The organism is Mycobacterium marseillense, assembly GCF_010731675.1.
GTDB lineage: Bacteria > Actinomycetota > Actinomycetes > Mycobacteriales > Mycobacteriaceae > Mycobacterium > Mycobacterium marseillense.
In genome coordinates this window covers 2,834,629-2,860,940 of the sequence record NZ_AP022584.1, presented here as the reverse complement: position 1 = coordinate 2,860,940, position 26,312 = coordinate 2,834,629, and the positions used below count along the sequence as shown (strand labels likewise).

Genomic DNA, 26,312 nt, shown 5'->3' with positions numbered 1-26,312 from the left:
CATAGCCACCTCGGCGATTAGGCTGACATGATGCCCACGACGTCGGAGCCCCCCGAGGGGACTGAGTTAACGCCGCACTTCGACGATGTGCAGGCCCACTACGACCTGTCGGACGATTTCTTCCGGCTGTTCCTCGACCGCACCCAGACGTACAGCTGCGCCTACTTCGAGCGCGACGACATGTCGCTGGAAGAAGCGCAGATCGCCAAGATCGATCTCGCCCTGGGCAAACTCGGGCTGCAGCCGGGCATGACCTTGCTGGACGTCGGCTGCGGCTGGGGCGCGACCATGATGCGCGCCGTCGAAAAATACGACGTCAACGTCGTCGGCCTCACGCTGAGCCGCAACCAGGTCGAGCACGTCGAGGGGCTGATCGCGCAATCGAAGAGCCCGCGTTCCGCGCGGATCCTGCTGCAGGGCTGGGAGCAGTTCGACGAGCCGGTCGACCGCATCGTCAGCATCGGCGCCTTCGAGCACTTCGGGCACGAGCGCTACGACGCGTTCTTCACCCTGGCGCATGACCTGCTGCCCGACGACGGGGTCATGCTGCTGCACACCATCACCGGGCTGCATCCTAAGGAGATGGCCGAACGCGGCATGCCGCTGTCGTTCGAATTCGCTCGATTCATCAAATTCATTGTCACCGAGATCTTCCCGGGTGGGCGGCTGCCGTCGATACCGATGGTAAAGGAGCGGGCCACCGCCAACGGCTTCACGGTGAGCCGGGTGCAGTCGCTGCAGCCGCACTACGCGAAGACCCTCGACATCTGGGCCGCCGCGCTGCAAGCCCACAAGGACGAGGCCATCGCGGTGCAGTCCGAGGAAGTCTACGAGCGGTACATGAAGTACCTGACCGGTTGCGCCGACGCGTTCCGGATCGGATACATCGACGTCAACCAGTTCACCTTGCAGAAGTGATCACCAGTGCACGCCGGGAACGAGGCGGACCACCCGCCTGACTGCCCGGGGCGCGCGCAGGCCGCCGGTGACGGCGCGCACCGGCCGGTTGGGCTTGCGGCGCGCGGTCGGCGGCGGCGGTGGTGCGGCGGGTGCCAGCCCGCGGGCCGCGGCCGAGTCGGGGTAGCCGAGATAGAGCTGGTGCAGGATACGCCGAGAAGTCCTGGGGGCGAAGTAATTTCCGGCCTCGGCGAGCGTGCCCAGCGGGGTGTCGATGCGCGCCGGCTTGTCCACCAGACCGCGCACGACCATCGCCGCCGCACGTTCGGGGCTGATCGCCGGGACCGGGTTGAGCCGGTGCGACGGCACGATCATGGGGGTGCGCACCAGCGGCATGTGGATGTTGGTGAAGGTGATGTGGTCGGACAGCACCTCCGATCCGACCACGTCGGAGAACGCGTCGAGTGCGGCCTTGGTCGGTAGGTAGGAGCTGTATTTGGGGTTCCGTGCCTGCACGCCGGCGCTCGACACGTTGACGACGTGGCCGAATCGCCGCTCGCGCCAATGCGGCAGCAGCGCCAGCACCATCCGCACCGCGCCGAAGTAGTTGACCGCCATCACCCGCTCGTAGTCGTGCAGCCGGTCGGTGGAGTTGACCACCGAGCGGCGGATCGACCGGCCGGCGTTGTTCACCAGGTAGTCAACGTGGTCGAAGCGCCCCAGGATGTCTTTGACGGTGTGCTCCACCGACGCGGAATCGGTGACATCACAGGTAAAGGCATGGGCGGCACCGCCATTGGCGCGGATCTCGGCAACCAGCGCGTCCAGCGCGGCGCCGTTGCGGGCCAGCGCGAACACGGTGGCGCCGCGCTCGGCGATCGCGATGGCCGCCGCCCGGCCGATGCCGCTGGACGCGCCGGTGATGATGACGTGCCGGCCCTGCAACGGTCCGTGCGGGTCGTCGCGGCGGGCGCGGTCCGGGTCGAGGTGCTCCGCCCAGTACCGCCACAGCTTGGGCGCGTACGCGGAGAACTCCGGAACCCGTATCCCGCTGTCCTGCAGGATGTTTCGGGTCTTCTCGCCGACGAAGGTGGTCGGCAGGTCGACGAGGTCGAACACCTCGGCGGGGATACCCAGCTGCGTGGCCGCCATGTTGCGCAGCACCCTGGCGCGGCCGCGCACGCTCAGCACCGGGGCGGCCACCGAGCGGGGCAGCGACCCGCGCAGCGGCGGCAGCCCGGCCGCCTTGGCCACGCCGCGGTAGATGCCGCGCAGGCCGATGGTCTTCTCGGCGGTCAGGTGGAACGTCTGCCCGTCGCGCCCGTCGGCGTGCGCCAGCGCGACCAGCGCGTCGACCACGTAGTCCACCGGGACGACGTTGGTGCGGCCGGTGTCGGGCAGCAGCATCGGGGTCAGCGACGGCAGCACGGCCAGCTTCGCCAGCACGCCGAAGAAGTAGTACGGCCCGTCCACCTTGTCCATCTCGCCGGTGCGCGAATCGCCCACGACCACCGCCGGGCGGTAGATGCGGTAGCGCAGGCCGGGCGCCGAGCGCACCAGCAGTTCGGCCTCGAACTTGGTCTGGTGATAGGGCGTCGGCAGTTGCTGGCCGACGTCGAAGTCGTCCTCGGTGTATTCGCCGCGGAAGTCGCCGGCCACCGCGATCGACGAGACGTGGTGCATGGTCGCGTCCAGGCGCTGCGCCAGGCCGATCACCGCGCGGGTGGCTTCGACATTAGCGACGTACATGGCACTTCGCTCGGGCTCGCCGGCGGTGATGTCGTAGATCGCCGCGCAGTGCACCACGTGGTCGATCTCGCCCAGCTCGGCGAGGACCTCGTCGCTCAGGACCAGCTCCGGCAGCTCGGCGACCAGCGGTTTGACCCGCTCACCCCATCCCGCCGCGAGCCGTTCGAAGCGGCCCAACGACGGCCGTCGCACCAGCACCCACACCTGTGCGTCGGGCCGGGATTCCAGAAGACGAGACACCACTCGGCGACCAATAAACCCGGTACCGCCGGTAACGACATACCGCATGAAGACATGGTGGCGTCGGCAGCCGCCCACGTCAACTGTCGGTCCGCGAGGGCTGCCCGCGGGCTAGCTGTGGAAGTCGCGAATCCCGTCCCAGTCGACCAGCGTCCAGCCGGTCATCGGGTTGCCGGTGATCACCACGCGGCCGGTGTTGGGCAACGGGTGGCTGTTCATCAGGCTGTCTTTGCCATTGCGGACGTTCATCAGCGTCCACACCATGATCGCGTTGGCGTGCGAGAACACCACCGGGTTGTGGTGGCCGCTGTTGTAGATCTTGTTGACGGCCGCCGTGAACTGGTCGTTGAACTCCTTGCCGCTGATCGAGCCGGGGATGGCGTAGGACACGTCGCCTTTGATCCAGTTCGCGGGGGCCACCAGGTAGGTCGACTTCGCCATCGACTCGGGTTTGCCGTTGTACCAGCCGGCGTTGATCTCCTGGATGCCGGGCAGGACCTCGGTTTGCTTGCCGAGCTCGGCGGCCAGGGGCGCGGCGGTTTGCTGCGCCCGGGCCATGGTGGACGCGTAGACGGCGTCGTAGTCCTTGCGGCCGAGCTGGTGCGCGATCTGCTCGGCCTGCCCCTTGCCCTCCGGGGTCAGGCCCGGGCCCGGCACGTCGGTGTCGATGGTGCCGGCGGCGTTGGCCTCCGACTGGGCATGCCGGACGAACGTCACCGTGATCGACCGGGCCTGCGGCGAGCCGCCGCAGCCGGCGACCATTACCGTTGCGGTGAGCGCGACGACCGCCACTGAGGCCTTCCGGAACAAGCTGCGCTTGGGCATGGGAGATAGCCTGCCCTGCCGACGGCTTCGGTGGGAAGGGTTTGCGATGGTTACGTGCAGAAAAGCTCTCGATTTCTGGAAAAGGAGGCCCTGATGGCGATTGACCCGAGTGCCGTCGGCGCGGTGACCGAACCCATGCCCTTCGAATGGACCGACCGGGACACGCTGCTCTACGCGCTCGGTGTCGGCGCCGGGATCGACGACCTGGCGTTCACCACCGAGAACAGCCACGACATCGACCAGCAGGTGCTGCCCACCTACGCGGTGATCTGCTGTCCGGCCTTCGGCGCGGCGGGCCTGGTCGGAAAGTTCAACTGGGCCATGCTGTTACACGGATCGCAGAGCATCCGGCTGCACGCCCCGTTGCCGCCCGCGGGCAAGCTCTCGGTGGTTTCCGAGGTCGCCGACATCCAGGACAAGGGCGAGGGCAAGAACGCGATCCTGGTGCTGCGCGGCCGGGGCACCGACCCGGACTCCGGGCAGCTGATCGCCGAGACGCTCACCACGCTGGTCATCCGCGGCGAGGGCGGGTTCGGGGGGATGCCGGGTCAGCGGCCGGTCGCGCCGGAGTTCCCGGACCGCGAGCCCGACGCGCGGATCTCGCTGCCCACCCGCGAAGACCAGGCGCTGATCTACCGGCTCTCCGGTGACCGCAACCCGCTGCACAGCGACCCGTGGTTCGCCCGCGAGCTGGCCGGGTTCCCCAAGCCGATCCTGCACGGGCTGTGCACCTACGGGGTGTCGGGTCGCGCGCTGGTGGCCGAGCTCGGCGGGGGCGTCGCGGCCAACATCACCTCGATCGCCTCGCGGTTCACCTCGCCGGTGTTCCCCGGCGAGACACTGACCACGCTGATCTGGCGCACCGGGGAGGGCAAGGCGGTGTTTCGCACCGAGGCGTCTTCTGCCGCCGACGGCGACGATGGGGCCGCCCGCGTGGTGCTCGACGACGGCGCGGTGGAATACGCCTAACGCTGCGAACCTGGGAGCAGGTCTGCCAGCCGGTCGGTGAACTCCGCGGCCCGTGCGGGGCTGTCCAGCGCGAACAGCGCCGCGGTGGCGCGATCGCCATCGTCGCTGTGCCGCACCAGGATCGGCACCCCTTGGACATCTCCGTCGCGCACGGCGTCGAACGCGTCCTCGTCGGTGATGTCGTCGCCGAGGTAGACCGGCGTGAGTGATCCCGACCCGCCCTGGCGCAGGTGATCGATCACCCAGCGCAGCGTTTTTCCCTTGTCCCAGTCCAGATCCGGGCGCAGCTCGATGACCTCACGGCCGGTGGTCACCCGGAGCGCGTCGCGGCGGCCCGCCGCGCGTACCGCGGCCAGCACTTCACCGACGCGGTCGCGTTCGGCGTTGCGGTAGTGCACGGCGACGCCGAATCGCTTGTGCTCCACCACCACTCCGGGGATTCCGCCGAGCTGGTCGCGCAGCTGGGCCGCCGCCTGCTCCAGCACCGGGATGGCCGCGGCCGCGGCGTCGTTCTGATGGTGTGTCCCGTCGGGCGCGGTCAGCTCGAAACCGTGACTGCCCGCATACCAAATGCCCGGTACCCCAACACGTTCAGCCACGTCGGCGAGATCGCGTCCGGACAGCACCGCGACCGGACAGCGGGCGGCCAGCTTCTCCAGCGCCTCGGTCGCCCCGGCGACGGGCCGCGCGGCGTCCGGGTCGTCGACGATGTCCGACAGCGTGCCGTCGAAGTCGAAGAACACGGCCGGTCGCCGGTCGGCCAGGCCATCGGCCAAGGCCTGCAACGCATCCGGCAGTTGCGACATCCGGAGGTCCCCGGTACGCACGCCGACCTCGCCAGGGTCGCCGACCACGGCGTCGGCCCCGGCGTCATGCAGCGCGGCGGCGCCCTCGGCCGGCCCGACGCCGATCACCAAGGCGAATCCCGCGGCGCGGGCGGCCTCGATGCCGGCCGTCTTCTCGGCGACGACGACGGCGCGGCCCGGGCGTACGTTCAGGCCCGCGGCTGCCGGCAGCGGGCCGTCCTCCGAGACGACGGCGGCGCCCACCCCGGCCCCGCGCAGCCGCGCGGCCAGCGACGAGCCGAGGTCGGTTTCCAGGTCGAACAGCACCGCGTCATGGCGGCGCGGATCGATGATGACCGGCATGAGCCAACCCTCTCACGATGGCGACTATCGAACATACTTTCGATAGACTGCGGGTGTGGGCTGGTTCAACGGGCCGCCGAGTTGGGCGGAAATGGAGCGGGTGCTCGACAGCAAGCCACGCCGCGCCGGTGAGCCGGCGGGGCTCCCCGAGGACGCCCCCCTGTCGCGCAAGCGCGCGTCGTACCGGCCGCCGGGGGATGGCCGGGCGTCCCGCTCGTCCGTCGCCTACGCGGAACTGCATGCGCATTCGGCGTTCAGCTTCCTCGACGGGGCGAGCACGCCCGAGGAGCTGGTCGAGGAGGCGGCCCGGCTGGACCTGCGCGCCCTGGCGCTCACCGATCACGACGGCCTGTACGGGGCGGTGCGGTTCGCCGAGGCGGCCGCCGAGCTCGACATCCGTACCGTGTTCGGCGCCGAACTGTCGCTGGGCGGCGAGGCCCGCACCGAGCGGCCAGATCCGGCCGGCCCGCACCTGCTGGTGCTGGCCCGCGGCCCCGAGGGATACCGGCGGCTGTCGCGGCAGCTGGCCGCGGCGCATTTGGCCGGAGGCGAGAAAGGCAAGCCCCGCTACGATTTCGACGCGCTGACCGAGGCCGCCGGCGGGCACTGGCACATCCTGACCGGGTGCCGTAAAGGCCATGTGCGCCAAGCGCTTTCCGACGGAGGTCCGGACGCGGCGGAGCGGGCGCTGGCCGACCTGGTGGACCGCTTCGGCCCCGGGCGGGTCAGCGTCGAGTTGACCCATCACGGTCAACCGCTCGACGACGAACGCAACGCGGTGCTGGCCGCGCTGGCCCCGCGCTTCGGGGTCGGCGCCGTCGCCACCACCGGCGCGCATTTCGCGGGGCCGTCGCGGCGCCGGCTGGCCATGGCGATGGGCGCCATCCGGGCCCGGGAGTCGTTGGATTCGGCCGCCGGGTGGCTGGCCCCGCTGGGCGGTTCGCACCTGCGCTCCGGGGAGGAGATGGCCCGGCTGTTCGCGCAGGTGCCTTTTGGGGGCCCCGACGTGGTGACCGCGGCCGCCGAGCTGGGCGAGCAGTGCGCGTTCGGGCTGGCGCTCATCGCGCCCCAGCTGCCGCCGTTCGACGTGCCCGACGGGCACACCGAGGACAGCTGGCTGCGGCAGCTGGCCATGGCCGGGGCGCGCGACCGCTACGGGCCGAGCGCACCGCGCGCGTACGCCCAGATCGAGCACGAGCTGAAAGTCATTGCCCAGCTCCAGTTTCCGGGCTATTTCCTGGTGGTGCACGACATCGCCCGGTTCTGCCGGGACAACAACATCCTGTGCCAGGGCAGGGGATCGGCGGCCAACTCCGCGGTCTGCTACGCCCTCGGCGTCACCGCCGTCGATCCGGTGGCCAACGAGTTGCTGTTCGAGCGCTTCCTGTCGCCGGCCCGCGACGGGCCGCCCGACATCGACATGGACATCGAGTCCGATCAGCGCGAAAAGGTCATCCAGTACGTCTACGACAAATACGGCCGGGACTACGCAGCCCAGGTCGCCAACGTCATCACCTACCGGGGCAAGATCGCGGTGCGCGACATGGCCCGCGCCCTGGGCTTCTCGCAGGGTCAGCAGGACGCGTGGAGCAAGCAGATCAATCACTGGAGCGGGCTGGCGGACTCCCCGGATGTCGAGGGCATCCCCGAGCCGGTGATCGACCTGGCGAACCAGATCCGGAACCTGCCGCGGCACATGGGAATCCACTCCGGCGGCATGGTGATCTGCGATCGCCCGATCGCCGACGTGTGCCCGGTGGAGTGGGCACGGATGGAGAACCGCAGCGTCCTGCAATGGGACAAAGACGACTGCGCGGCAATCGGGTTGGTGAAGTTCGACCTGCTCGGGCTGGGCATGCTCTCGGCGCTGCACTACGCCATCGACCTGGTGGCCGAGCACAAGGGGATCGAGGTGGACCTCGCCCGCCTGGACCTCTCCGAGCCGGCGGTGTACGAGATGCTGGCCCGCGCCGATTCCGTCGGCGTGTTCCAGGTGGAGTCGCGCGCGCAGATGGCCACCCTGCCGCGGCTGAAGCCGCGGGTGTTCTACGACCTGGTGGTGGAGGTCGCGCTGATCCGCCCCGGCCCCATCCAGGGCGGGTCGGTGCACCCCTACATCCGGCGGCGCAACGGCCTGGACCCGGTGGTCTACGACCACCCGTCCATGGAGTCGGCGCTGCGAAAGACGTTGGGGGTGCCGCTCTTTCAGGAGCAGCTGATGCAGCTCGCGGTCGACTGTGCCGGGTTTTCCGCTGCCGAGGCCGACCAACTGCGCCGCGCCATGGGATCCAAGCGTTCCACCGAGCGGATGCAACGGCTGCGCGGCCGGTTCTACGAGGGCATGCGCACGCTGCACGGTGCCTCCGACGAGGTGATCGACCGCACCTACGAAAAGCTGGAGGCGTTCGCCAATTTCGGTTTTCCGGAAAGCCACGCGCTGAGCTTCGCGTCGCTGGTCTTCTACTCGTCGTGGTTCAAGCTGCATCACCCGGCGGCATTCTGCGCGGCGCTGCTGCGCGCGCAGCCGATGGGTTTCTACTCGCCCCAGTCGCTGGTGGCCGATGCGCGCCGGCACGGCGTGACGGTGCACGGCCCGGACGTCAACGCCAGCCTGGCGCACGCCACCTTGGAGCGCGCGGGAACCGAGGTCCGGCTCGGTCTGGGTGCGGTCCGCCATATCGGCGACGACCTGGCCGAACAACTGGTCGAGGAGCGAAAAGCCCACGGCCCGTTCGGTTCCCTGCTGGATGTGACGTCGCGGCTGCAATTGAGCGTGCCGCAGACCGAGGCGTTGGCCACCGCCGGGGCTTTCGCCTGCTTCGGCATGTCCCGGCGCGAGGGGCTGTGGGCGGCCGGGGCGGCGGCAACCCAGCGGCCGGGCCGCTTGCCCGGGGTGGGCTCGTCCTCGCACGTGCCGGCGTTGCCCGGGATGAGTGAGCTGGAACTGGCCGCCGCCGACGTGTGGGCCACCGGCATCTCCCCGGACAGCTACCCGACGCAGTTCCTGCGGGAAGACCTGGACGCGATGGGGGTGGTGCCCGCCGAGAAGCTGGGATCGGTGCCCGACGGCGACCGCGTGTTGATCGCCGGCGCGGTGACCCACCGGCAGCGCCCCGGCACGGCCCAGGGGGTGACGTTCCTCAACCTGGAGGACGAGACCGGGATGGTCAACGTGCTGTGCGCGCCCGGGGTGTGGGCGCGGCATCGCAAGCTGGCGAACTCGGCGCCGGCGCTGCTGGTGCGCGGGCAGGTCCAAAACGCCACCGGAGCGATCACCGTCGTCGCCGAGCGGCTGGGCCGCATCACCCTGGCGGTCGGCTCGAAATCGCGCGACTTCCGGTGAAGATGCGTCGCGAGAGTGCAACTACCGACGGTGTTACTCGAGAAACGTGTCGCTAGTTGCACTTTCGCGGCGGTCGGTAGGCTCCACCCATGACCCTCAACCTGTCCGCCGACGAAGTCCTCACCACCACCCGCTCGGTCCGTAAGCGCCTCGACTTCGACAAGCCGGTGGGCCGCGACGTGCTGATGGAATGCCTCGAACTCGCGCTGCAGGCGCCCACCGGCTCCAACGCGCAAGGCTGGCAATGGATCTTCGTCGAGGACGCCGAGAAGAAGAAGGCCATCGCCGACATCTATCTGGCCAACGCCCGCGGCTACCTGAGCCTGCCGTCCGCCGAGTATCCAGAGGGCGACACCCGCGGCGAGCGGATGCCCAAGGTCAAGGACTCCGCGCTCTACCTCGCCGAGCACATGCACGAGGCGCCGGTGCTGATGATCCCCTGCCTCGAGGGCCGCCCGGACAAGGCTCCGCTGGGACTGAGCGCGTCGTTCTGGGCGTCGCTGTTCCCGGCCGCGTGGAGCTTCTGCCTGGCGCTGCGCTCCCGCGGGCTTGGCACCTGCTGGACCACGCTGCACCTGATCAACGACGGCGACCGGCAGGCCGCCGAGGTGCTCGGCATCCCGCACGACCGCTACAGCCAGGGCGGCCTGTTCCCGATCGCCTACACCAAGGGCACCGACTTCCGCCCCGCCAAGCGGCTGCCCGCCGAGCAGGTCACGCACTGGAACAGCTGGTGACCGTCGCGATCGCAAGGGCGGCATAGCCGGGCGCAGCGGGTCGCCACCATCAGAGAGAGCTAGGTCGGCCAGGACATCAGCGGCCACACCTCGACGACTCCGTGCCCGACGGCGCACGGGGTCTGGCTCACCCGCTCGATCGCCGCGTCGAGGTTTTCGGCCTCCAAGACCGCGAATCCGGCGATCGGCAGCGCCGAGGCCAGATAGGGCCCTGGCTCGATCCGCACGCCGGCGCCGTCGGGATTGCGCACCTGAACGGGCCGTCCGGCGGTCCCGATCAGGGCACCCGCCGCGCGCAGTGCGTCATCGCGCGCGTGCGCGGCCCGCCTGCAGTCGTCGCTCAGGCGGTCGTACCCGGCCGCGTCCCCGTAACCGATGGTGATGAAGGTAGCCATGCCCATGCTGACTCCCCGCGGGCCCGATATTCACCGCGGCGGTCACGGCCTAGGTCGCCCCGGCGTACTCGTGCTGCCGCCACGCCTCGTAGACGGCGATCGCCGCGGCGTTGGACAGGTTCAGCGAGCGCCGGCCCGCCAGCATCGGGATGCGGACCTGCGCGGTGATGTGTGGATCGGCCAGCGTCGCCGCGTCCAGGCCGGTGGGCTCGGGACCGAACATCAGCACGTCGCCGGCGCGGTAGCGCACCTCGGCGAACGAGGTGGGCGCGTGCGAGGTGAACGCGAACACCCGCTCGGGTGACAGCGCGTCCCAAGCCGCCGCCAGCGAGGCGTGCACGGTCACCGAGGCCAGGTCGTGGTAGTCCAGCCCCGCCCGCCGCAGCTTGGGTTCGGACAGGTCGAATCCCATCGGCTCGACCAGATGCAATTCGCAGCCCGTCGCCGCCGCTGTCCGGATGGCGTTGCCCGTGTTGGGGGCGATGCGCGGGGAGTGGAACATCAGCTTGAACACAACGCGATAATGGTCGCATGGTCGAGCCGAGCATTTGGATGCAGAAGGTCGCTGCCGATCCCGGGCATTCGCAGTGGTACATCGAGCGGTTCCGTGCCATGGCCCGCGCGGGTGACGACCTGGCCGGCGAGGCCCGCTTCGTGGACGCCATGGCGCCCCGCGGCGCCCGCATCCTCGATGCCGGTTGCGGGCCCGGCCGGTTGGGCGGTTACCTGGCCGACGCCGGTCACCAGGTGGTCGGCGTGGACGTCGACCCCGCGCTCATCGCCGCGGCCGAACACGACCATCCGGGCCCGCGTTGGCTGGTCGGCGACCTCGCCGAGCTCGACCTGCCCGCGCGCGGCATCGCCGAACCCTTCGACGTGATCGTCTCGGCCGGCAACGTCATGACGTTTCTGGCCCCCAGCACCCGGGTCCAGGTCCTGGGCCGGCTGCGCGCCCACGTCGCCGACGACGGTCGCGCGGCGATCGGCTTCGGCGCCGGCCGCGACTATGACTTCGACGTGTTCCTGAACGACGCGGCCGACGCGGGGTTCGCCATCGATGTGCTGCTGTCCACCTGGGATCTGCGGCCGTTCACCGACCAGTCCGACTTCCTGGTCGCAATCCTTCGGCCCGCTTAGACGTTTCGCGGGATTCGTGTTTGCCAGGGGTGACCGCGGGCGGGCGGTGCCACCTTGGAGGGACCTGTCTGCTCAGTAACGATTCTGGTGGGCTGGGCCGCGGGCTGTCATACTCGTCGGATTGCCACACTTACACGCGCGCGCCTATCTGGCGCGGGGCGGGTGGAAATAAAGCAGGAAGTTTCATGAGCCTCTCGTTTTGTTCAGCGCTCAGGGTCAGCGCAGCGGCCGGTCGTGCGGCCGCGATGACGTGACCATGTTCAGCCGCCCGGCCGTCGCGGCCGAGGCGGATGCCTCCCCGCCCGCACCGGTTCCCGGCGCCGAGGCGGCGGCGGCCAAACGCCCGCCCGCCTGGTCGCTGGGCAACTGGCCGGTCGGCTGGAAGGTACTGGCGATCGTGCTGGTGCCGCTGGTCTTGGTGACCGTTTTCGGGGTGCTGCGCATCCACACCGCGATGGACAGCGCGGCGCGTCTGAAACTGGCCGCCACCCGCGCCGACGTGGTGCCGGTGATTACCAAATACATGTCGGCGCTGGACGTCGCGTTGCAGGCCGGCTCCAGCGGGCGCGACGTCGCGGGCGCGAAAATGAACTACGAGTCCCGCAAGGGCGAACTGCAGGGCAGGCTGGCCGACACCGATGTCACCGAGGATGTCCGATCGGGCGTCAACACGCTGCTCGACGGCGGCCAGATGCTGGTGAGCAAGGCGTCTGACACCGGCCTCGGCCTGCGGGAGCGGGTGACCCTCTACGCGCCGATCCTGTTGACGGCCGAAGACGTCATCAATGCCTCGGTGCGTGTCGACGACGAGCACATCCGCGCCCAGGCCCAGGGATTGAGCCGGGCGGTCGGCGCGCGCGGGCAGATGACGATGCAGAAGATCCTCATCACTCGGGGGGCCGAGCTGCCCGAGCCGCAGCTGCGCACCTCGATGGCCACCCTGGCGGGCACCGAGCCGTCGACGCTGTTCGGCATGAGCGAAGTGCTCGGTGCCGGGTCGCCCGAGGCCAAGACGCTGCAACAGCAGATGGTGGCCCGGATGGCGATCATGTCCGATCCGGCCAGCGTGCTCGTCGACAACGCGGATCTGCTGCGGTCCATCCAGGCCACCGACGACATCGCCGGACAGGTCATCAAGGACGTCACCGCCTCGGTGACCAAGGCGGTGCACGCCCAGGCCGACGACCGGCGCAACTCCGCGATCGTCGACACCGTGGTGGTGCTGGCCGCGATCGTCGTCGCGCTGGTCGTGGTGCTGCTGGTGGCGCGCGCGCTGGTGCGGCCGCTGCGCATCCTGCGCGACGGCGCGCTCAAGGTCGCCCACACCGATCTCGAGGAGGAGATCGCCCGTGTGAAAGCCGGTGGGGCCGAACCGATTCCGACGCCACTGCCGGTCTACACCACCGAGGAGATCGGCCAGGTCGCCCACGCCGTCGACGAACTGCACACCCAGGCCCTGCTGCTGGCCGGTGACGAGGCGCGGTTGCGGCTGCTGGTCAACGACATGTTCGAGACCATGTCGCGGCGCAGCCGCTCGCTGGTCGACCAGCAGCTGGCCCTCATCGACCGGCTCGAGCGCAACGAGGAGAACCCCGACCGCCTCGACAGTCTGTTCCGGCTCGACCACCTGGCGGCGCGGTTGCGCCGCAACAGCGCCAACCTGTTGGTGCTGGCCGGCGCCCAGCTCGCGCGCGACCAGCGCGACCCCGTGCCGCTGGCGACGGTGATCAGCGCCGCGGTCTCCGAGGTCGAGGACTATCGCCGCGTCGAAATCGGCGGGCTGCCCGAGTGCGCGCTGGTCGGCGCGGCCGCCGGTGGCGCCATCCACCTGTTCGCGGAGCTGATCGACAACGCCCTGCGCTACTCGCCGCCGACGACGTCCGCGCGGATCTCGGCGTCGCGAAGCGGCTCAGATCCTCAAGGGGGAGTCGTGGTGCGCATCGCCGACTCCGGCCTGGGGATGAACGACGCCGACCGGCGCATCGCCAACATGCGGCTGCAGGCCGGCGGCGACGTCAGCCCCGACAACGCGCGCCACATGGGCCTGTTCGTGGTGGGCCGGATCGCGGACCGGCACGGCATCCGGGTGGGGCTGCGCGGCCCCGCCGCCAACGAGGCCGGCTCGGGCACCACCGCCGAGATCTACCTGCCGCCCACGGTGCTCACCGGCCTGGCCGCCGTGGAATCGGCTGCGCCCCGGCACATTCGGGCGGTGTCGTCGCCGAGCGCCAAACTCGCCAGTGCGATCGCCGCGCCCCCGCCCGCCGACGACACCGGGCGGCGCGACGGCACGCACGAACCGGCGGCCCGCACCGCCCCGCCCGCGCCCGGGCCGTCGGTCACCCTGTTGCCGCGGCGCAACCCGGGTTCCAGCGGCATCACCGACGTCCCCGCCCCGCCCGCCGAACAACCGCCCCCGAGGCGGCGCCGCGAGCTCGCAACCCCCTGGTGGGAAAGCGCGCCCCAGGCCGCGCCGCCCGCGCCCGCCGCCAGGCCCGCCGAGCCCCCACCGGCGGAGCCCACGCCCGAACCCACCCCGCTGCGGGCGGCGTCGGACACCTCGGCCTTCTTCGCCGCCCGCTCCCGCGAACCCCGGGAAGACAAGCCCGTCGCCCCGCCGACCGACGATGACGTCATCTACCGGCGGATGCTCTCGGAGATGCTCGGCGACCCGCATGACCTGGTCAACAGCCCCGACCTGGACTGGCAGACGGTCTGGGACCGCGGCTGGACGCTGGCCGCGGCCGCCGAGGACAAGCCCGTCGAATCGCACACCACCGACCACGGCCTGCCGGTCCGCACGCCCGGCGCCCGGCTGGTGCCCGGCGGCGCCAACGGAACCGGTCTGGCCGAACGGGACGAGCCCGACCACGGCCGGGGCGGCAGATCGCCGTCGCACCGGGAGCCGCAGCACGCGGCCGTCACCCGGGACCCCGAGGCGGTGCGCGCCTCGTTCAGCAACCACTTCGGCGGCGTGCGCACCGGACGCTCGCACGCCCGTGACACGGAGCAAGGACCCGATCAACAATGACCTCCCCCGACAACTCACTGGACTGGCTGGTGACCAGGTTCGCCCGCGAGGTCCCCGGCGTCGCGCACGCGCTGCTGGTGTCCGTCGACGGGCTGCCCATCGCCGCCAGCGAGCACCTGCCCAGGGAACGCGCCGACCAACTGGCCGCCGTCGCCTCCGGGCTGGCCAGCCTCGCGACTGGCGCCGCGCAGCTGTTCGAGGGCGGCCAGGTGCTGCAGTCGGTGGTCGAGATGCAGAACGGCTACCTGTTGTTGATGCGCGTCGGGGACGGCTCGCACCTGGCGACGCTCACCGTGACGTCGTGCGACATCGGTCAGATCGGCTACGAGATGGCCGTCCTCGTCGAACGGGTCGGGGGCGTGGTGCAGTCGACCCGCCGGTCCGCTGCCCACTCGTGAGCCGCGATGGACACCCCCGAGACCTGGCCCGCACACCGTAAGGGAAACCTGGTCCGCCCCTACACCCTGACGTCCGGGCGGACTGACACCAACGTCGAGCTCCCCCTGGAAGCGCCGCTGCAGACGCGGCAGCCCGGCGTACCCCACCGGTATCCGCCCAACGACGCGCGGGGCAGAATCATCCAGCTGTGCGGCCAGGGCCCGCCGAGCCCGTCGGTCGCCGAAATCTCGGCCCGGCTGGACCTGCCGCTCGGCGTCGCGCGCGTCCTGGTCGGGGATTTGGTGCTGTCCGGCTACCTTCGGGTGCACAGGACGTTGTCCGAGCGTTCGACCCGCGATGAGCGCCACGAACTCATAGGAAGGACCCTGCGTGGCTTACGCGCACTCTGAGGTGCAGCAAGATTCCGGCGCCCACGCGTCGACCAAGATCGTGATCGCCGGCGGATTCGGGGCCGGCAAGACCACGTTCGTCGGGGCGGTGTCGGAGATCATGCCGCTGCGCACCGAGGCGATGCTCACCGACGCCTCGACGAGCGTCGACGCGCTCGAGGCCACCCCGGACAAGCGGACCACCACCGTGGCGATGGACTTCGGCCGGATCACCCTGGCCGAAGACCTGGTGCTCTACCTGTTCGGCACCCCGGGGCAGCGCCGCTTCTGGTTCATGTGGGACGACCTGGTCCGCGGCGCGATCGGCGCGGTGGTGCTGGTCGACTGCCGGCGCCTGCAGGACAGCTTCGCCGCCGTCGACTTCTTCGAGCACCGCAACCTGCCGTTCTTGGTCGCGGTCAACGAGTTCGACGGGGCCCCGCGCTACCCGGTCGCCGAGGTGCGCGAAGCGCTGACCCTGCCCCCGCACATCCCGGTGATCACGGTCGACGCCCGCGACCGCCGATCGGCGACCGACGCCCTGATCGCGGTCAGCGAATACGCCCTGGCCACCCTGACGCCCAATTGACCGACGAGTGGGTCGACCGCGAGTTCGACGGCCACGACTTCACCGACGAAGACCTGAGCCGCTTGCGGACCGAGCGGACCGTGTTCACCGAATGCAACTTCAGCGGCGCCAACCTGGCCGAGTCGCAACACCGCGGTTCGGCCTTCCGCAACTGCACGTTTCATCGAACATCGTTGTGGCACAGCTCTTTTGCCCAGTGCTCCATGCTGGGGTCGGTGTTCGTGCAGTGCCGGCTGCGCCCGATCACCTTCGACGAGGTGGATTTCACCCTCGCCGTGCTCGCCGGCATCGACCTGCGCGGCGTCGACTTCAGCGGCTGCAGACTACGGGAGACCAGCCTGGTGGAGACCGACCTGCGCAAGGCCGTGCTCCGCGGCGCGGACCTGCGCGGGGCGCGGACCGCCGGCGCCCGGCTCGACGACGCCGATCTGCGCGGCACCCTCGCCGACCCCGGGTTGTGGACGACCGCGTCGCTGGCCGGCGCCCGCGTCGACGTCGACCAGGCCATCGCCTTCGCGCTGGCGCACGGGCTTCGACTGGATGCGGGCCTGCACGACGACGGCTGAGGTTCAGCGCGCGAGCCGGATGCGCCAGCGCACCAGCGCGGCGTAGCCGACCGAGAGCACCGCGAGCATGCCCATGTCGAGCAGCCAGGCCGCCGGCGTGTGCTGGAAATGGCTGTCCCGGGGGCTCTGCGGGCCGGGCGACACCGCCCACAAGTCGGCCGTCGAGGCCTGCGCGGCGTACCCCCACCGCGACGGCACCAGCCAGGACACCTGGTCGAGAAAGATACGGTTGGTGACCGGCACCATCCCGCCGCAGAGCACCATCTGCATCATCAGCGACACCACCAGCATCGGCATGACCTGCTCGCTCGTGCGCGCCAGCGCCGAGAGCAGTAGCCCGAGCATCGCCGCCGCCACGCACGTCGCCGCCACGGCGACGAACAGCTCGACGGTGGCCGCCGAACTAGATGGACCGAGCAGCACCGCGGGCCGCGTCGGCGGCCCCTTGCCCAGCACGACGATCGCGGTGGCGATAGCCGCCTGGACGACGGCGAACCCGCAGAACACCGCGACCTTAGCCAGCAGATAGGCGGTGGTCGACAGGCCGACCGCCTGTTCGCGCCGGAAGATCGGCCGCTCCCCGATGAGGTCGCGGATGGTCAGCGCGGTGCCCATGAACGCGGCGGCCATGGTGAGCAGGGTCAGGATCATCCCGGCCTCGCCCCCCGACTCGCTCGCCGGATCGGCGTAGCCGAAGCCGGCGCTGCCGGGAACCGTCAGCGACAGCGCGCCCATGACGAACGGCAGCACGGCCAGGAACGCGAAATAGGCGCGGTCGGACACCACCAGCCGCACCTGGCGGCGCGCGATCGTGGAGAACTGGTGGCGCTTGCTGGTGTGCGCCGGCGTGCCCAGCTCGGCCGGCGCCTGGGTCCGTCGCGGCGGTGGCGGCCTGTTCTGGGCCAGAAAGCGGCGGTTGGCCTCGTCCGGGTCGGCGCCCACCTTGGCGAAGATGTGCGCCCAGTTGGTGGTTCCCATGGCCGGACCGATCTGACCGGGCGGGCCCAGGAACGCCGTCTTGCCGCCCGGCGCCATCAGCAGGACCTGGTCGCAGACGTCGAGGTAGGTCAGCGAGTGCGTCACCACCAGCACGACGCGGCCGGCGTCGGCGAGTTGCCGGAGCATGGTCATGACCTGCAGGTCCAGCGCGGGGTCCAGGCCCGACGTCGGTTCGTCGAGGATCAGCAGCGACGGGCCGGTGAGTAACTCGAGCGCCACCGACGCCCGCTTGCGCTGCCCGCCGGACAGCCTGTCGACGCGGGTGTTCGCGTGCTCGGTCAGGCCGAGTTCGTCGAGCACCTGCGCGGCGACGCGGGCCCGGTCGGCTTTGCTGGTGTCCGGCGGCAGGCGCAGCTCGGCGGCGTAGCCGAGCGCCTGGCTGACGGTGAGCTGCCGGTGCACGACGTCGTCCTGGGGGACCATCCCGATCCTGGTGCGCAGCGACGCGTACTCGGTGTGGATGTCGTGGCCCTCGAAGGTGACCGAGCCCGAGGTCGGGGTGGCGTAGCCGGCGATCAGCCGCGACAGCGTGGTCTTGCCCGCGCCGGACCCGCCGATGAGCGCGGTCAGCGTGCCGGGGCGGGCGGTCAGCGAGATCCGTTCCAGCAGGCGCTTGCCGCCGACACCGAAGTTGACCTCGCGCACCTCGAGGCCGCCGGCGCGGGTCGCCGGCTCCTGGCGGCGAACCAGCGCGCCGCCGCGCAACACCAGGTCGACGTTACCGATCGTGACCACGTCGCCCTCGGACAGCGCCGCCGACCCGACGCGGACCCCGTTGACGAAGGTGCCGTTGCTGCTGTTCGCGTCGCGGATCTCGGGGCCGGCCGGCGTCGGCGTCACGAAGGCGTGGTGGCGGGAGGCCAACACGTCATGGATGACGATGTCGTTGCTGAGCGCACGGCCGATCCACGCGGTCCGTCCGGCCACGGGCCGGCGGTCGGCGTCGGGTCCCGAGACGGCGACTCGCGTGGTGGGAAACTCCCCGGCGTCGGCCGGCTGGGACGCGGTGCGCCCGGAATCTCTGAGCCGAAACGAGCGCGTCGGCAGCCGGCCCACTTCGAACGTGATCCGCGGGCCGTCGGGCTTGCCGATGTTGAGGGTCTGGCCGTCGTGGATGTCGACGACCGGCACCCGCCGGCCGTCGAGGTAGACCCCGTTCAGCGTGTTGTTGTCGACAGCCAGCCACCGGCCCCGATCGAAGCGCAGCAGCAGGTGCGCCCGGGCGATCAACGGGTGCGCCACCCGCAGGTCGGCGCGCAAATCGCTGCCGACGACCACGTCGCGGCCGGCGGCGAAGCTGCCCTCGGAGCGCTCGGATCGCGCCGTCAGCAGGGGCTGGGCAGGTCGGGTCATCGCATCCCAGATTAGGGGTGGTTGCCTGAGAGCCGCCTCAGCGTTTCAGCCGGATGTGCCAGCGCACGATGCCGGTGTACGCGATCGAGAGCAGCGTCAGCATGGCCATGTCGAAGATGAAGATGTGCTTCGAGTGCTGCCAGATCGGGTCGTTGGTGGGGATCTGCTTGACCTTCACCAGCGACGGGAAGTCGATCGAGGACGCGCCCGCCGCGTAGCCCCACCGCGCGGGTGTCAGCCAGGCCATCTGTTCCAGACCGACGCGTTGGTAGACGGGAATCATCCCGCTGGAGAACACCAGCTGCGACATGATCGACACCACCAGCAGCGGCATGATCTGCTCGTTGGACTGCGCCAGCGCTGAGAGCAGCAGGCCGAGCATGGCCGAGGCCACACAGGTGCCCGCGACGGTGACGAACAGCGAGAAGGTGGAGTTGCCGAAGAACTGCGGGTGCGCGGTCGGCGCGCCCTTACCCAGCCGCACGATGATGGTCGCGATCGCCGCCTGGCCGGTGGCGAAGACGCAGAACACCGCGATCTTGGCCAGCAGATAGGCGGTGGTCGACAGGCCGACGGCCTGCTCCCGCTTGAAGATGGCGCGCTCGCCGATGAGGTCCCGGATGGTCAGCGCGGTGCCCATGAAGACGGCGCCGATGTTGAGCAGCACCATGATGTACTGCGGCTGGGTGGGCGCGGGGCCCATCGGGTCGGCCGGCCCGAGGCCGGGGTGCGGGCCCTTCACCGTCAGCGACAGTGCGCCGATGAGGAAGGGCAGGATCGCCAGGAAGATCGTGTAGCCGCGGTCGGACACGACGAGGCGGACCTGGCGGCGGGCGATCGTGGACAGCTGCCGGAACAGGTTTGTTTGGGGTGGTTCGCCCAGGTCCGCCGGGCTCTCCGGGGTCGGTGGCTGCGACGATTGCTGATTGCGCTCCTTGAAGCGGCGGTTGGCCTCGTCCGGGTCGGCGCCCACCTTGGCGAAGATGTCGGCCCAGTTGCGGGTGCCCATGGCCGCCTCGACCTGGTCGGGGGGGCCGCAGAACGCGGTCTTTCCGCCGGGCGCGACCAACAGGATCTGGTCGCACACGTCCAGGTAGGACACCGAGTGGGTCACCACCAGCACCACGCGGCCGGCGTCGGCGAGCTGGCGCAGCATCAGCATGACCTGACGGTCCAGCGCCGGGTCCAGGCCGGACGTCGGCTCGTCGAGCAGCAGCAGCGACGGCTGGGTGAGCAGCTCGAGCGCGACCGACGCACGTTTGCGCTGGCCGCCCGAGAGCTTGTCGACCCGCGTATCGGCGTGCTGGGTCATGTCGAGTTCCTCGAGCACCTGCGCGACGACGCGGGCCCGTTCCTCTTTGCTGGTGTCGGGCGGTAGCCGTAGTTCGGCGGCGTAGTTGAGGGCCTGGTTGACGGTGAGCTGGCGGTGCACCACGTCGTCCTGGGGGACCATCCCGATCCTGCTGCGCATGGACGCGTACTCAGTGTGGATGTTGTGGCCCTCAAAGGTCACCGTGCCCGACGTGGGGCTGGTGTAGCCGACGATCAGCCGCGACAGCGTGGTCTTCCCGGCGCCCGAACCACCGATGATGGCCGTGAGCGTCCCGGGCCGGGCGGTCACCGAGATGTGGTCGAGCAACTGCTTGCCGTGGTCGACGGTGTAGCAGACCGAGTTGACCTCCAGGCCGCCCGTCCGCGTCGCCGCCTCGGTGCGCCTCACCAGGCTGTCGCCGGTGAACACCAGGTCGACGTTGCCGATGGTGACCACGTCGCCCTCGGTCAGCACCGCCGAGCCGACCCGGACGCCGTTGACGAAGGTGCCGTTCACACTGTGCGCGTCGCGGATCTCGGTGCCCAGCGGCGTCTGGATCAAGAACGCGTGATGGCGCGAGGCGAGCACGTCCTGGATGACGATGTCGTTGTCGGTGGCCCGGCCGATGGTTTGCGACCCGGCCGGCTTCTGGATCGCGCCGGACCGCGACGGCATCAGCGCCTGGAACATCTTGGTCGCCAGGTTGGCCACCTCGGGCGGCTTGGCGCCGGCCGGCGCCGCCCGCGTGGGCGGGGTCGCCGCGGGGATGTGCTGCACCGGGGGCGGGCTGTGCAGCGGCGCGTTGTGTGGCGGGGGCGGCGCGGCGGGCGGGTAGGCGGGCGGTCGCCCACCGCCGCCGTACATGGTTTGCCCCGCCGGGCCGGGCCGGTGCGCGGGCTGCGGTCGTCGCGGCGGCGCCGCCCAGTTGGGCGTGCGCCCGGCTGGTGGCGGTGGCGGGGGCGGGGCCGGTTGCGCCGACCACGCCGGCTGCGATGCCGCCGCCATCGGGATGCCCATCGATTCGGTCTTGGGCGGACGCCCGGCCATGCCTTGGTGGCGGCCGACGTCGAACGTCAGCAGGGGCCCGTCGGGGTTTCCGATGTTGAGGGTCTGCCCGTCATGGATCTCGACGACCGGCACCCGCCGGCCGTTGACGAAAGTGCCGTTGAGCGAACCGTTGTCGATGGCCAGCCACTTGCCCTGGTCGAAACGCAGCAACAGGTGGGCCCGCGAAATCAGGGGATGCGTGATGCGCATGTCGGCCCGCAGATCGCGCCCGACGACCACATCGTGGCCGGCTGCGAAGGTGCGTTCGGATCCTTCGTGATGGACGGTTAGCGCTGGCGGGGCTGGTGCTGACATCGCCACAACTGTAGCTTGCGGCCCTGTGGATCAGCGTGGAGCGCCTACGGCGTCCGGTGCGCCGGTGACGACGCAGTGGGTCCGGCTGTAGATCGTCGGCATGCACTGATTGCAGTGCGTGCACGCGGAGTGGACCCGGTGCTGGGCGTCCTCGGCGGCGATCCGGTTGATCAGATCCGGCTCGGCCAGCAGGGCGCGGGCCATCGCGACGAACTCGAATCCCTCGGCCATTGCCAGATCCATCGTCTCGCGGTTGGTGATGCCGCCGAGCAGGATCAACGGCAGCTTCAACTCGGCGCGAAACAGCTTGGCGTCGCGCAAGAGATAGGCCTCGCGGTAGGGGTATTCGCGCAGGAACTTCTTGCCCGTCATACGCATGCCCCAGCGCAGCGGCGGCTTGAACGCGCCGGCGAACTGCTTGAGCGGCGCGTCACCGCGGAACAGATACATCGGATTGACCAGCGAGCTGCCCGCGGTCAGTTCGATCGCGTCCAGGCCGCCGTCCTCCTCGAGCCACTTGGCTGTCTTCAGCGATTCCTCCGTGCTGATGCCACCGCGGACGCCGTCGGCCATGTTGAGCTTGGCGGTCACCGCGATCGGTGTGCCTTCCTTTTCGACCGCGCGCCGCACGGCCATCACCATGCCGCGGGCCACCTTCGCCCTGTTCTCCAGCGAGCCGCCGAATTCGTCGTCGCGGCGATTGATCAGCGGGGACAGGAACGAACTCGCCAAGTAGTTGTGGCCCAGGTGGATTTCGACGGCGTCGAAGCCGGCCTCGATGGCCAGCCGGGCGGCGTTGGCGTGCCCTTCGATGACCTCGTCGATGTCCTCGCGGGTCGCCTTCTTGGCGAACCGCATCCCGATCGGGTTGAAGAACCGGACCGGCGCCAGTGCCTTCGCCTTGTTCGATTTGGCATTGGCGACGGGGCCGGCGTGGCCGATCTGCGCGCTGACCGCCGCGCCCTCGGCGTGGATCGCGTCGGTGAGCCGACGGAACCCGGGCACGGCCTCGGGCCGCATCCAGATGCCGTTGCCCTCGGTGCGTCCGCCGGGGGAGACGGCGCAGTAGGCGACGGTCGTCATGCCGACCCCGCCGGCGGCCGGCTGTCGGTGGTATTCGATGAGGTCATCCGTCACGAGCGCGTCCGGCGTGCGCGCCTCGAACGTGGCGGATTTGATGGTGCGGTTACGCAGCGTGATCGGACCGAGCTTCGCGGGGCTGAAGACGTCCGGAGGGGTAGACATACCGGGAGCCTAATGGCGATCGCAAGCGCGGCGAAGCCGGGCGCGGCGGGTCGCCATCGTTATCTGCCGGCGATCGCAAGCGCGGCGAAGCCGGGCGCGGCGGGTCGCCATCAGCGATATCTGCCAGACTGTCAGCGTGGGAGCAATCACGCTGGACGGCAAGGCCACCCGCGACGAGATCTTCGTCGACCTCAAACAACGCGTGGCCGCATTGACGGCATCGGGACGCACCCCCGGCTTGGGCACCATCCTGGTGGGCGACGACCCGGGCTCGCAGGCGTACGTGCGGGGCAAGCACGCCGACTGCGCCAAGGTGGGGATCACCTCGATTCGCCGCGACCTGCCCGCCGACATCAGCACCGCCACGCTCAACGACACCATCGACGAGCTGAACGCGAACCCCGACTGCACCGGTTACATCGTGCAGTTGCCGCTGCCCAAGCACCTCGACGAGAACGCGGCGCTGGAGCGGGTCGACCCGAACAAGGACGCCGACGGCCTGCACCCGACCAACCTGGGCCGCCTGGTGCTCAACAACCCGGCCCCGCTGCCGTGCACACCGCGCGGCATCGTGCACCTGCTGCGTCGCTACGACGTCGAGATCGCCGGGGCGCACGTGGTCGTCATCGGCCGCGGTGTGACGGTCGGTCGCCCGCTGGGGCTCCTGCTGACCCGGCGTTCCGAGAACGCCACGGTGACGTTGTGCCACACCGCGACTCGCGACCTGCCGGCGTTGACCAAGCAGGCCGACATCATCGTGGCCGCCGTCGGGGTCCCGCACCTGCTGACCGCCGACATGGTGCGTCCCGGTGCCGCGGTGCTCGACGTCGGGGTCAGCCGGACCGACGACGGACTGGTCGGCGACGTGCACCCCGATGTGTGGGATGTGGCCGGGCACGTGTCACCCAACCCCGGCGGGGTGGGACCGTTGACCCGCGCGTTCCTGTTGACCAACGTCGTCGAGCTGGCCGAACGGGAATGACCGCGCGGACCGTGCTGCGGGCTCAGTGGCCGATTCTGTTGGTGGGCCTGATCTTTGCCGCGGCGCTGGCCCTGGTAGGGGCCAACTTCTGGCGCCGCGGTTCGTTGTTGATCGGCATCGGTGTGGGCGTGGCCGCGCTGCTGCGACTGCTGCTGTCCGAGGACCGGGCCGGCCTACTTGTGGTGCGCGGCAAGGGAATCGACTTCATCACCACTGCGGCGGTCGGAGCGGCAATGGTCTACATCGCGTGGACGATCGACCCGCTGGGCACCGTTTAGTAGCTCGGCAGCGCCGGAATCTGCCCCGGCATCTGGCCGGCCATGCCCGTCATGCCGGGCACCTGCCCCGCCATCCCCGGAATCTGTCCGGGCATTCCGGGGATCTGCCCCGCCATGCCGGGGATCTGTCCGGGCATTCCCGGAACCTGCGGCATGGCGCCGGACAGGTTGCCACTGGCCACGTTCGCCATCGCCTCGGGGCAGTACGTCTGGATCGCGATCGTGGTGAACATGCTCGCCATCTGTGGGGACATGCCCCGGCCCGAGATGCTGGACGCGGCCGCGGCGAAGCTGCCGCCGGGTTGCGAGAGCATCGGGCAGATCGACTCGCCGACGGCCATCGCGTTTCCGGGCTCGCCGAAGTCGATGCCGGCGTGATTGAGCGCGTCGATGAAGTCGTCGCCGTTGCCCTCCGCTTCGGCCGGCGCCGCGAAGGCCGAGGCCACGGTGAGCAGCCCGGCGGCCGCGGCGAGCAGGCGAATGGTCAGCGGCTGATGGCGCAAATCCCAGATCCATTGATGACTTCGTGCAAGTGCCTTCACGCCGGCCTCCCCGTCCACTGTGGAGTGCGCCGATGGCACTCGAATCACGCCTACGAACTCTGAGCCATCACTGTCACGTTTGTGAAACGGTGGGGTAAAGGTTCGCACAATAAGCGTTTCGTGAGGTCGATGTGTTCGCGACGTCGCTTATTGATCGGCCCGTCGGGCTCGCGGATCGGTGACCGCTGCGGCCCGCCGATACGGAGCTGTCGTGGCGCAACCACACCGCGAATTCCTGGCTGTGCACCGCATTCCAAGCGGCGCAATAGTTCTCTACGGTCACTATCGTGAGGCGGACGCGGTGGGCCCCGAGCTGCAAAGGGTTCGGCGCCTTGGCCGCGTCATCGGCCCCCCGACCCACCCCGCGGATGTGTTTTCGGATACGGAAAACGCATATCGAAATCCCTTGTGTCACTGTGGTTTCTGTGGTCACAATGCGGGGTTTTCTGTCGGTGGGAGTCGTTAGCTTGGCGGTGTGAGTTCAAGTAGTCAGGCTGAGGTCGATGCGGTGTTCGATGCGCTCGATGCCGAGGTGGACCGCGCCTGCGCGTTGGTGCTTGATGCGTTGACCATCCAGCAGCAGCTGGCGGTGTTGGAGCGCTGTGAACGGCTGCGCCGACGCCTTCCGGTCATCGAGCATCCGCTGCTCAATTCCCTTGCCCGCCAGGTCCCCTCCCAAGAACTGGGCGCCGGGCTCTCCCACGCGTTGACCGAGCGCACCCTGATCAGCCGCAACGAAGCCTCCCGGCGCATCAAAGAAGCCGCCGATCTAGGTCAACGCCATGGCCTAACCGGTGAACCCTTACCGCCCGCCCTGGCCGCCACCGCCGCCGCCCAACGCGCCGGCACCCTGGGTGCTGGCCAAGTGGCGGTGATCCGCAACTTCTACCACCACCTACCCGGCTGGGTCAGCGCCGCGGCCCGCGAGGTCGCCGAAGCCCAACTGGCCGAGCTCGGCACCCAATTCGGCCCCGAACACCTCAAAGAGCTGGCCCGCGCGCTCACCAACACCCTCAACCCCGATGGCACCTTCACCGATGAGGACCGCGCCCGCCAGCGCGGGGTGAGCCTGGGCAACCAACAGCCCGATGGCATGTCGGCGCTGCGGGGCCTGATCACCCCCGAGCTACGCGCCACCCTGGAAGCCGTGGAAGCCAAACTGGGTGCCCCGGGCATGTGCAACCCCGGCGATGAGATGCCCTGTGTGGACGGATCGCCCAGCCAGGAGGCCATCGAGCGCGACCCCCGCTCAGCCGCCCAGCGTCACCACGACGCCCTGCTGGCCGGGCTGCGCGCGCTGTTGGCCTCCGGGAAGCTGGGCCAGCACAACGGACTGCCGGCCTCCATCATCGTGACCACCACATTGGCCGAACTGCAGGCCGCCGCCGGGCGCGGCTTGACCGGTGGGGGCACGATTTTGCCGATGAGTGATGTGATCCGCCTGGGCCGCCACGCCAACCACTACCTGGCCATCTTCGACAAAGGCAACGCCCTGGCCCTGTATCACACCAAGCGGCTGGCCTCACCCGGGCAACGAATCGTGTTGTACGGCAAGGACCGCGGCTGCACCGCGCCGGGCTGCACCGTATCCGGCTACTACTGCGAAGTCCACCACGTCACCGACTACAGCAAGTGCCACACCACCGACATCAACGACCTCACCTTCGCCTGCGGACCCCATCACCGCATGCTCCAACCCGGCGGCTGGAGCACCCGCAAAAACGCCAAAGGCGACACCGAATGGAAACCCCCACCAGAATTCGACCGCGGCCAACCCCACACCAACACCTACCACCACCCCGAAAAACTCCTGCGCGCCGACGACGACGAAGAGGCGGAGTGACGC

22 protein-coding genes are annotated in these 26,312 nt (G+C 69.9%); 13 read left to right on the top strand and 9 right to left on the bottom strand.

Going from position 1 to position 26,312, the window contains the following annotated elements:
• Window positions 1-30 precede the first annotated feature (30 nt).
• Window positions 31-918, top strand: a complete 888-nt coding sequence (cmaA1, locus tag G6N26_RS12960; protein ID WP_083020512.1) for a cyclopropane mycolic acid synthase CmaA1 — start codon at window positions 31-33, stop codon at window positions 916-918.
• Here cmaA1 and G6N26_RS12955 read toward each other — a convergent pair whose 3' ends face one another.
• Together G6N26_RS12955 and G6N26_RS12950 are read right to left on the bottom strand one after the other, a co-directional pair.
• The gene (locus tag G6N26_RS12955; RefSeq protein WP_083020508.1) at window positions 919-2,934 is read right to left on the bottom strand and encodes an SDR family oxidoreductase; all 2,016 of its coding nucleotides are present in this window, start codon (window positions 2,932-2,934) and stop codon (window positions 919-921) included.
• Between the two features lie 63 nt (window positions 2,935-2,997).
• Entirely contained in the window at window positions 2,998-3,711 is a 714-nt protein-coding gene (locus G6N26_RS12950; RefSeq protein WP_067175961.1) for a histidine phosphatase family protein, read from the bottom strand.
• A gap of 93 nt (window positions 3,712-3,804) precedes the next feature.
• Here G6N26_RS12950 and G6N26_RS12945 point away from each other — a divergent pair, with 93 nt between their 5' ends.
• On the top strand, window positions 3,805-4,680 hold the full coding sequence (locus tag G6N26_RS12945; protein WP_083020507.1) for a MaoC family dehydratase: 876 nt from the start codon (window positions 3,805-3,807) through the stop codon (window positions 4,678-4,680).
• On the opposite strand, the gene otsB is transcribed toward G6N26_RS12945, so the two are convergent.
• On the bottom strand, window positions 4,677-5,828 hold the full coding sequence (gene otsB, locus G6N26_RS12940) for a trehalose-phosphatase (RefSeq protein WP_083020506.1): 1,152 nt from the start codon (window positions 5,826-5,828) through the stop codon (window positions 4,677-4,679). The genes G6N26_RS12945 and otsB overlap by 4 nt on opposite strands.
• A gap of 55 nt (window positions 5,829-5,883) precedes the next feature.
• Here otsB and G6N26_RS12935 point away from each other — a divergent pair, with 55 nt between their 5' ends.
• Both G6N26_RS12935 and G6N26_RS12930 read left to right on the top strand, forming a co-directional pair.
• The gene (locus G6N26_RS12935; protein WP_083020505.1) at window positions 5,884-9,171 is read left to right on the top strand and encodes an error-prone DNA polymerase; all 3,288 of its coding nucleotides are present in this window, start codon (window positions 5,884-5,886) and stop codon (window positions 9,169-9,171) included.
• Between the two features lie 89 nt (window positions 9,172-9,260).
• Window positions 9,261-9,908, top strand: coding sequence for a nitroreductase family protein (locus G6N26_RS12930; protein WP_067175951.1), 648 nt, complete (start codon window positions 9,261-9,263; stop codon window positions 9,906-9,908).
• A 59-nt stretch (window positions 9,909-9,967) separates the two neighbouring features.
• Here the strand turns inward: G6N26_RS12930 and G6N26_RS12925 are convergent, their stop codons facing one another.
• Complete coding sequence (locus tag G6N26_RS12925) at window positions 9,968-10,303, bottom strand: YciI family protein (RefSeq protein ID WP_067176106.1); 336 nt, start codon at window positions 10,301-10,303, stop codon at window positions 9,968-9,970.
• Window positions 10,304-10,352: 49 nt separating this feature from the next.
• Window positions 10,353-10,817, bottom strand: coding sequence for a tRNA (cytidine(34)-2'-O)-methyltransferase (locus G6N26_RS12920; RefSeq protein WP_083020504.1), 465 nt, complete (start codon window positions 10,815-10,817; stop codon window positions 10,353-10,355).
• 17 nt (window positions 10,818-10,834) lie between these two features.
• Here G6N26_RS12920 and G6N26_RS12915 point away from each other — a divergent pair, with 17 nt between their 5' ends.
• The 6 genes from G6N26_RS12915 (at window position 10,835) to G6N26_RS12890 (ending at window position 16,393) form a co-directional block, all read left to right on the top strand.
• Window positions 10,835-11,440 (top strand): class I SAM-dependent methyltransferase, encoded by a 606-nt coding sequence (locus G6N26_RS12915; protein ID WP_083020503.1) that lies wholly within the window; start codon window positions 10,835-10,837, stop codon window positions 11,438-11,440.
• 256 nt (window positions 11,441-11,696) lie between these two features.
• A complete protein-coding gene (locus tag G6N26_RS12910; protein ID WP_179960205.1) occupies window positions 11,697-14,471 on the top strand; it encodes a sensor histidine kinase in 2,775 nt (924 codons plus the stop codon).
• Entirely contained in the window at window positions 14,468-14,869 is a 402-nt protein-coding gene (locus G6N26_RS12905; protein WP_083020587.1) for a serine protease inhibitor, read from the top strand. Before G6N26_RS12910 ends, G6N26_RS12905 begins: the two co-directional genes overlap by 4 nt.
• Before the next feature lie 6 nt (window positions 14,870-14,875).
• Window positions 14,876-15,259 (top strand): DUF742 domain-containing protein, encoded by a 384-nt coding sequence (locus G6N26_RS12900; RefSeq protein ID WP_067165926.1) that lies wholly within the window; start codon window positions 14,876-14,878, stop codon window positions 15,257-15,259.
• Window positions 15,240-15,827, top strand: a complete 588-nt coding sequence (locus tag G6N26_RS12895) for a GTP-binding protein (RefSeq protein WP_067165929.1) — start codon at window positions 15,240-15,242, stop codon at window positions 15,825-15,827. The genes G6N26_RS12900 and G6N26_RS12895 overlap by 20 nt, the downstream gene beginning before the upstream one ends.
• On the top strand, window positions 15,824-16,393 hold the full coding sequence (locus G6N26_RS12890) for a pentapeptide repeat-containing protein (RefSeq protein WP_083020589.1): 570 nt from the start codon (window positions 15,824-15,826) through the stop codon (window positions 16,391-16,393). The genes G6N26_RS12895 and G6N26_RS12890 overlap by 4 nt, the downstream gene beginning before the upstream one ends.
• A 3-nt stretch (window positions 16,394-16,396) precedes the next feature.
• On the opposite strand, the gene G6N26_RS12885 is transcribed toward G6N26_RS12890, so the two are convergent.
• Genes G6N26_RS12885 through G6N26_RS12875 form a run of 3 tightly spaced genes read right to left on the bottom strand, consistent with a single transcriptional unit; the run spans window position 16,397 to window position 22,664 of the window.
• Window positions 16,397-18,745: an ATP-binding cassette domain-containing protein gene (locus tag G6N26_RS12885; RefSeq protein WP_083020591.1), complete on the bottom strand. Its 2,349-nt coding sequence runs from the start codon at window positions 18,743-18,745 to the stop codon at window positions 16,397-16,399.
• A 37-nt stretch (window positions 18,746-18,782) separates the two neighbouring features.
• Window positions 18,783-21,419, bottom strand: coding sequence for an FHA domain-containing protein (locus tag G6N26_RS12880; RefSeq protein WP_163648808.1), 2,637 nt, complete (start codon window positions 21,417-21,419; stop codon window positions 18,783-18,785).
• A 30-nt stretch (window positions 21,420-21,449) separates the two neighbouring features.
• A complete protein-coding gene (locus G6N26_RS12875) occupies window positions 21,450-22,664 on the bottom strand; it encodes an NADH:flavin oxidoreductase (RefSeq protein WP_067165690.1) in 1,215 nt (404 codons plus the stop codon).
• A 136-nt stretch (window positions 22,665-22,800) separates the two neighbouring features.
• On the opposite strand from G6N26_RS12875, the gene G6N26_RS12870 reads away from it, so the two are divergent.
• Window positions 22,801-23,646 carry a bifunctional methylenetetrahydrofolate dehydrogenase/methenyltetrahydrofolate cyclohydrolase gene (locus G6N26_RS12870; RefSeq protein ID WP_067165694.1) on the top strand — a complete coding sequence of 282 codons (846 nt, stop codon included), beginning with the start codon at window positions 22,801-22,803 and terminating at the stop codon, window positions 23,644-23,646.
• Window positions 23,643-23,924 carry a DUF3017 domain-containing protein gene (locus tag G6N26_RS12865; RefSeq protein ID WP_083020615.1) on the top strand — a complete coding sequence of 94 codons (282 nt, stop codon included), beginning with the start codon at window positions 23,643-23,645 and terminating at the stop codon, window positions 23,922-23,924. The genes G6N26_RS12870 and G6N26_RS12865 overlap by 4 nt, the downstream gene beginning before the upstream one ends.
• Here the strand turns inward: G6N26_RS12865 and G6N26_RS12860 are convergent.
• Complete coding sequence (locus tag G6N26_RS12860) at window positions 23,921-24,466, bottom strand: DUF732 domain-containing protein (RefSeq protein ID WP_179960204.1); 546 nt, start codon at window positions 24,464-24,466, stop codon at window positions 23,921-23,923. The genes G6N26_RS12865 and G6N26_RS12860 overlap by 4 nt on opposite strands.
• A gap of 475 nt (window positions 24,467-24,941) precedes the next feature.
• Between G6N26_RS12860 and G6N26_RS12855 the strand changes: the two genes are divergently transcribed.
• On the top strand, window positions 24,942-26,309 hold the full coding sequence (locus G6N26_RS12855) for an HNH endonuclease signature motif containing protein (protein WP_163648806.1): 1,368 nt from the start codon (window positions 24,942-24,944) through the stop codon (window positions 26,307-26,309).
• Window positions 26,310-26,312 lie beyond the last annotated feature (3 nt).

Excerpts from the sequence above, each read along its gene's own strand:
- cmaA1 (WP_083020512.1), top strand. The coding sequence starts at position 31 with ATGCCCACGACGTCGGAGCCCCCCGAGGGGACTGAGTTAACGCCGCAC.
- G6N26_RS12955 (WP_083020508.1), bottom strand. The coding sequence starts at position 2,934 with ATGCGGTATGTCGTTACCGGCGGTACCGGGTTTATTGGTCGCCGAGTG.
- G6N26_RS12950 (WP_067175961.1), bottom strand. The coding sequence starts at position 3,711 with ATGCCCAAGCGCAGCTTGTTCCGGAAGGCCTCAGTGGCGGTCGTCGCG.
- G6N26_RS12945 (WP_083020507.1), top strand. The coding sequence starts at position 3,805 with ATGGCGATTGACCCGAGTGCCGTCGGCGCGGTGACCGAACCCATGCCC.
- otsB (WP_083020506.1), bottom strand. The coding sequence starts at position 5,828 with ATGCCGGTCATCATCGATCCGCGCCGCCATGACGCGGTGCTGTTCGAC.
- G6N26_RS12930 (WP_067175951.1), top strand. The coding sequence starts at position 9,261 with ATGACCCTCAACCTGTCCGCCGACGAAGTCCTCACCACCACCCGCTCG.
- G6N26_RS12925 (WP_067176106.1), bottom strand. The coding sequence starts at position 10,303 with ATGGCTACCTTCATCACCATCGGTTACGGGGACGCGGCCGGGTACGAC.
- G6N26_RS12915 (WP_083020503.1), top strand. The coding sequence starts at position 10,835 with ATGGTCGAGCCGAGCATTTGGATGCAGAAGGTCGCTGCCGATCCCGGG.
- G6N26_RS12910 (WP_179960205.1), top strand. The coding sequence starts at position 11,697 with ATGTTCAGCCGCCCGGCCGTCGCGGCCGAGGCGGATGCCTCCCCGCCC.
- G6N26_RS12905 (WP_083020587.1), top strand. The coding sequence starts at position 14,468 with ATGACCTCCCCCGACAACTCACTGGACTGGCTGGTGACCAGGTTCGCC.
- G6N26_RS12900 (WP_067165926.1), top strand. The coding sequence starts at position 14,876 with ATGGACACCCCCGAGACCTGGCCCGCACACCGTAAGGGAAACCTGGTC.
- G6N26_RS12885 (WP_083020591.1), bottom strand. The coding sequence starts at position 18,745 with ATGACCCGACCTGCCCAGCCCCTGCTGACGGCGCGATCCGAGCGCTCC.
- G6N26_RS12880 (WP_163648808.1), bottom strand. The coding sequence starts at position 21,419 with ATGTCAGCACCAGCCCCGCCAGCGCTAACCGTCCATCACGAAGGATCC.
- G6N26_RS12875 (WP_067165690.1), bottom strand. The coding sequence starts at position 22,664 with ATGTCTACCCCTCCGGACGTCTTCAGCCCCGCGAAGCTCGGTCCGATC.
- G6N26_RS12865 (WP_083020615.1), top strand. The coding sequence starts at position 23,643 with ATGACCGCGCGGACCGTGCTGCGGGCTCAGTGGCCGATTCTGTTGGTG.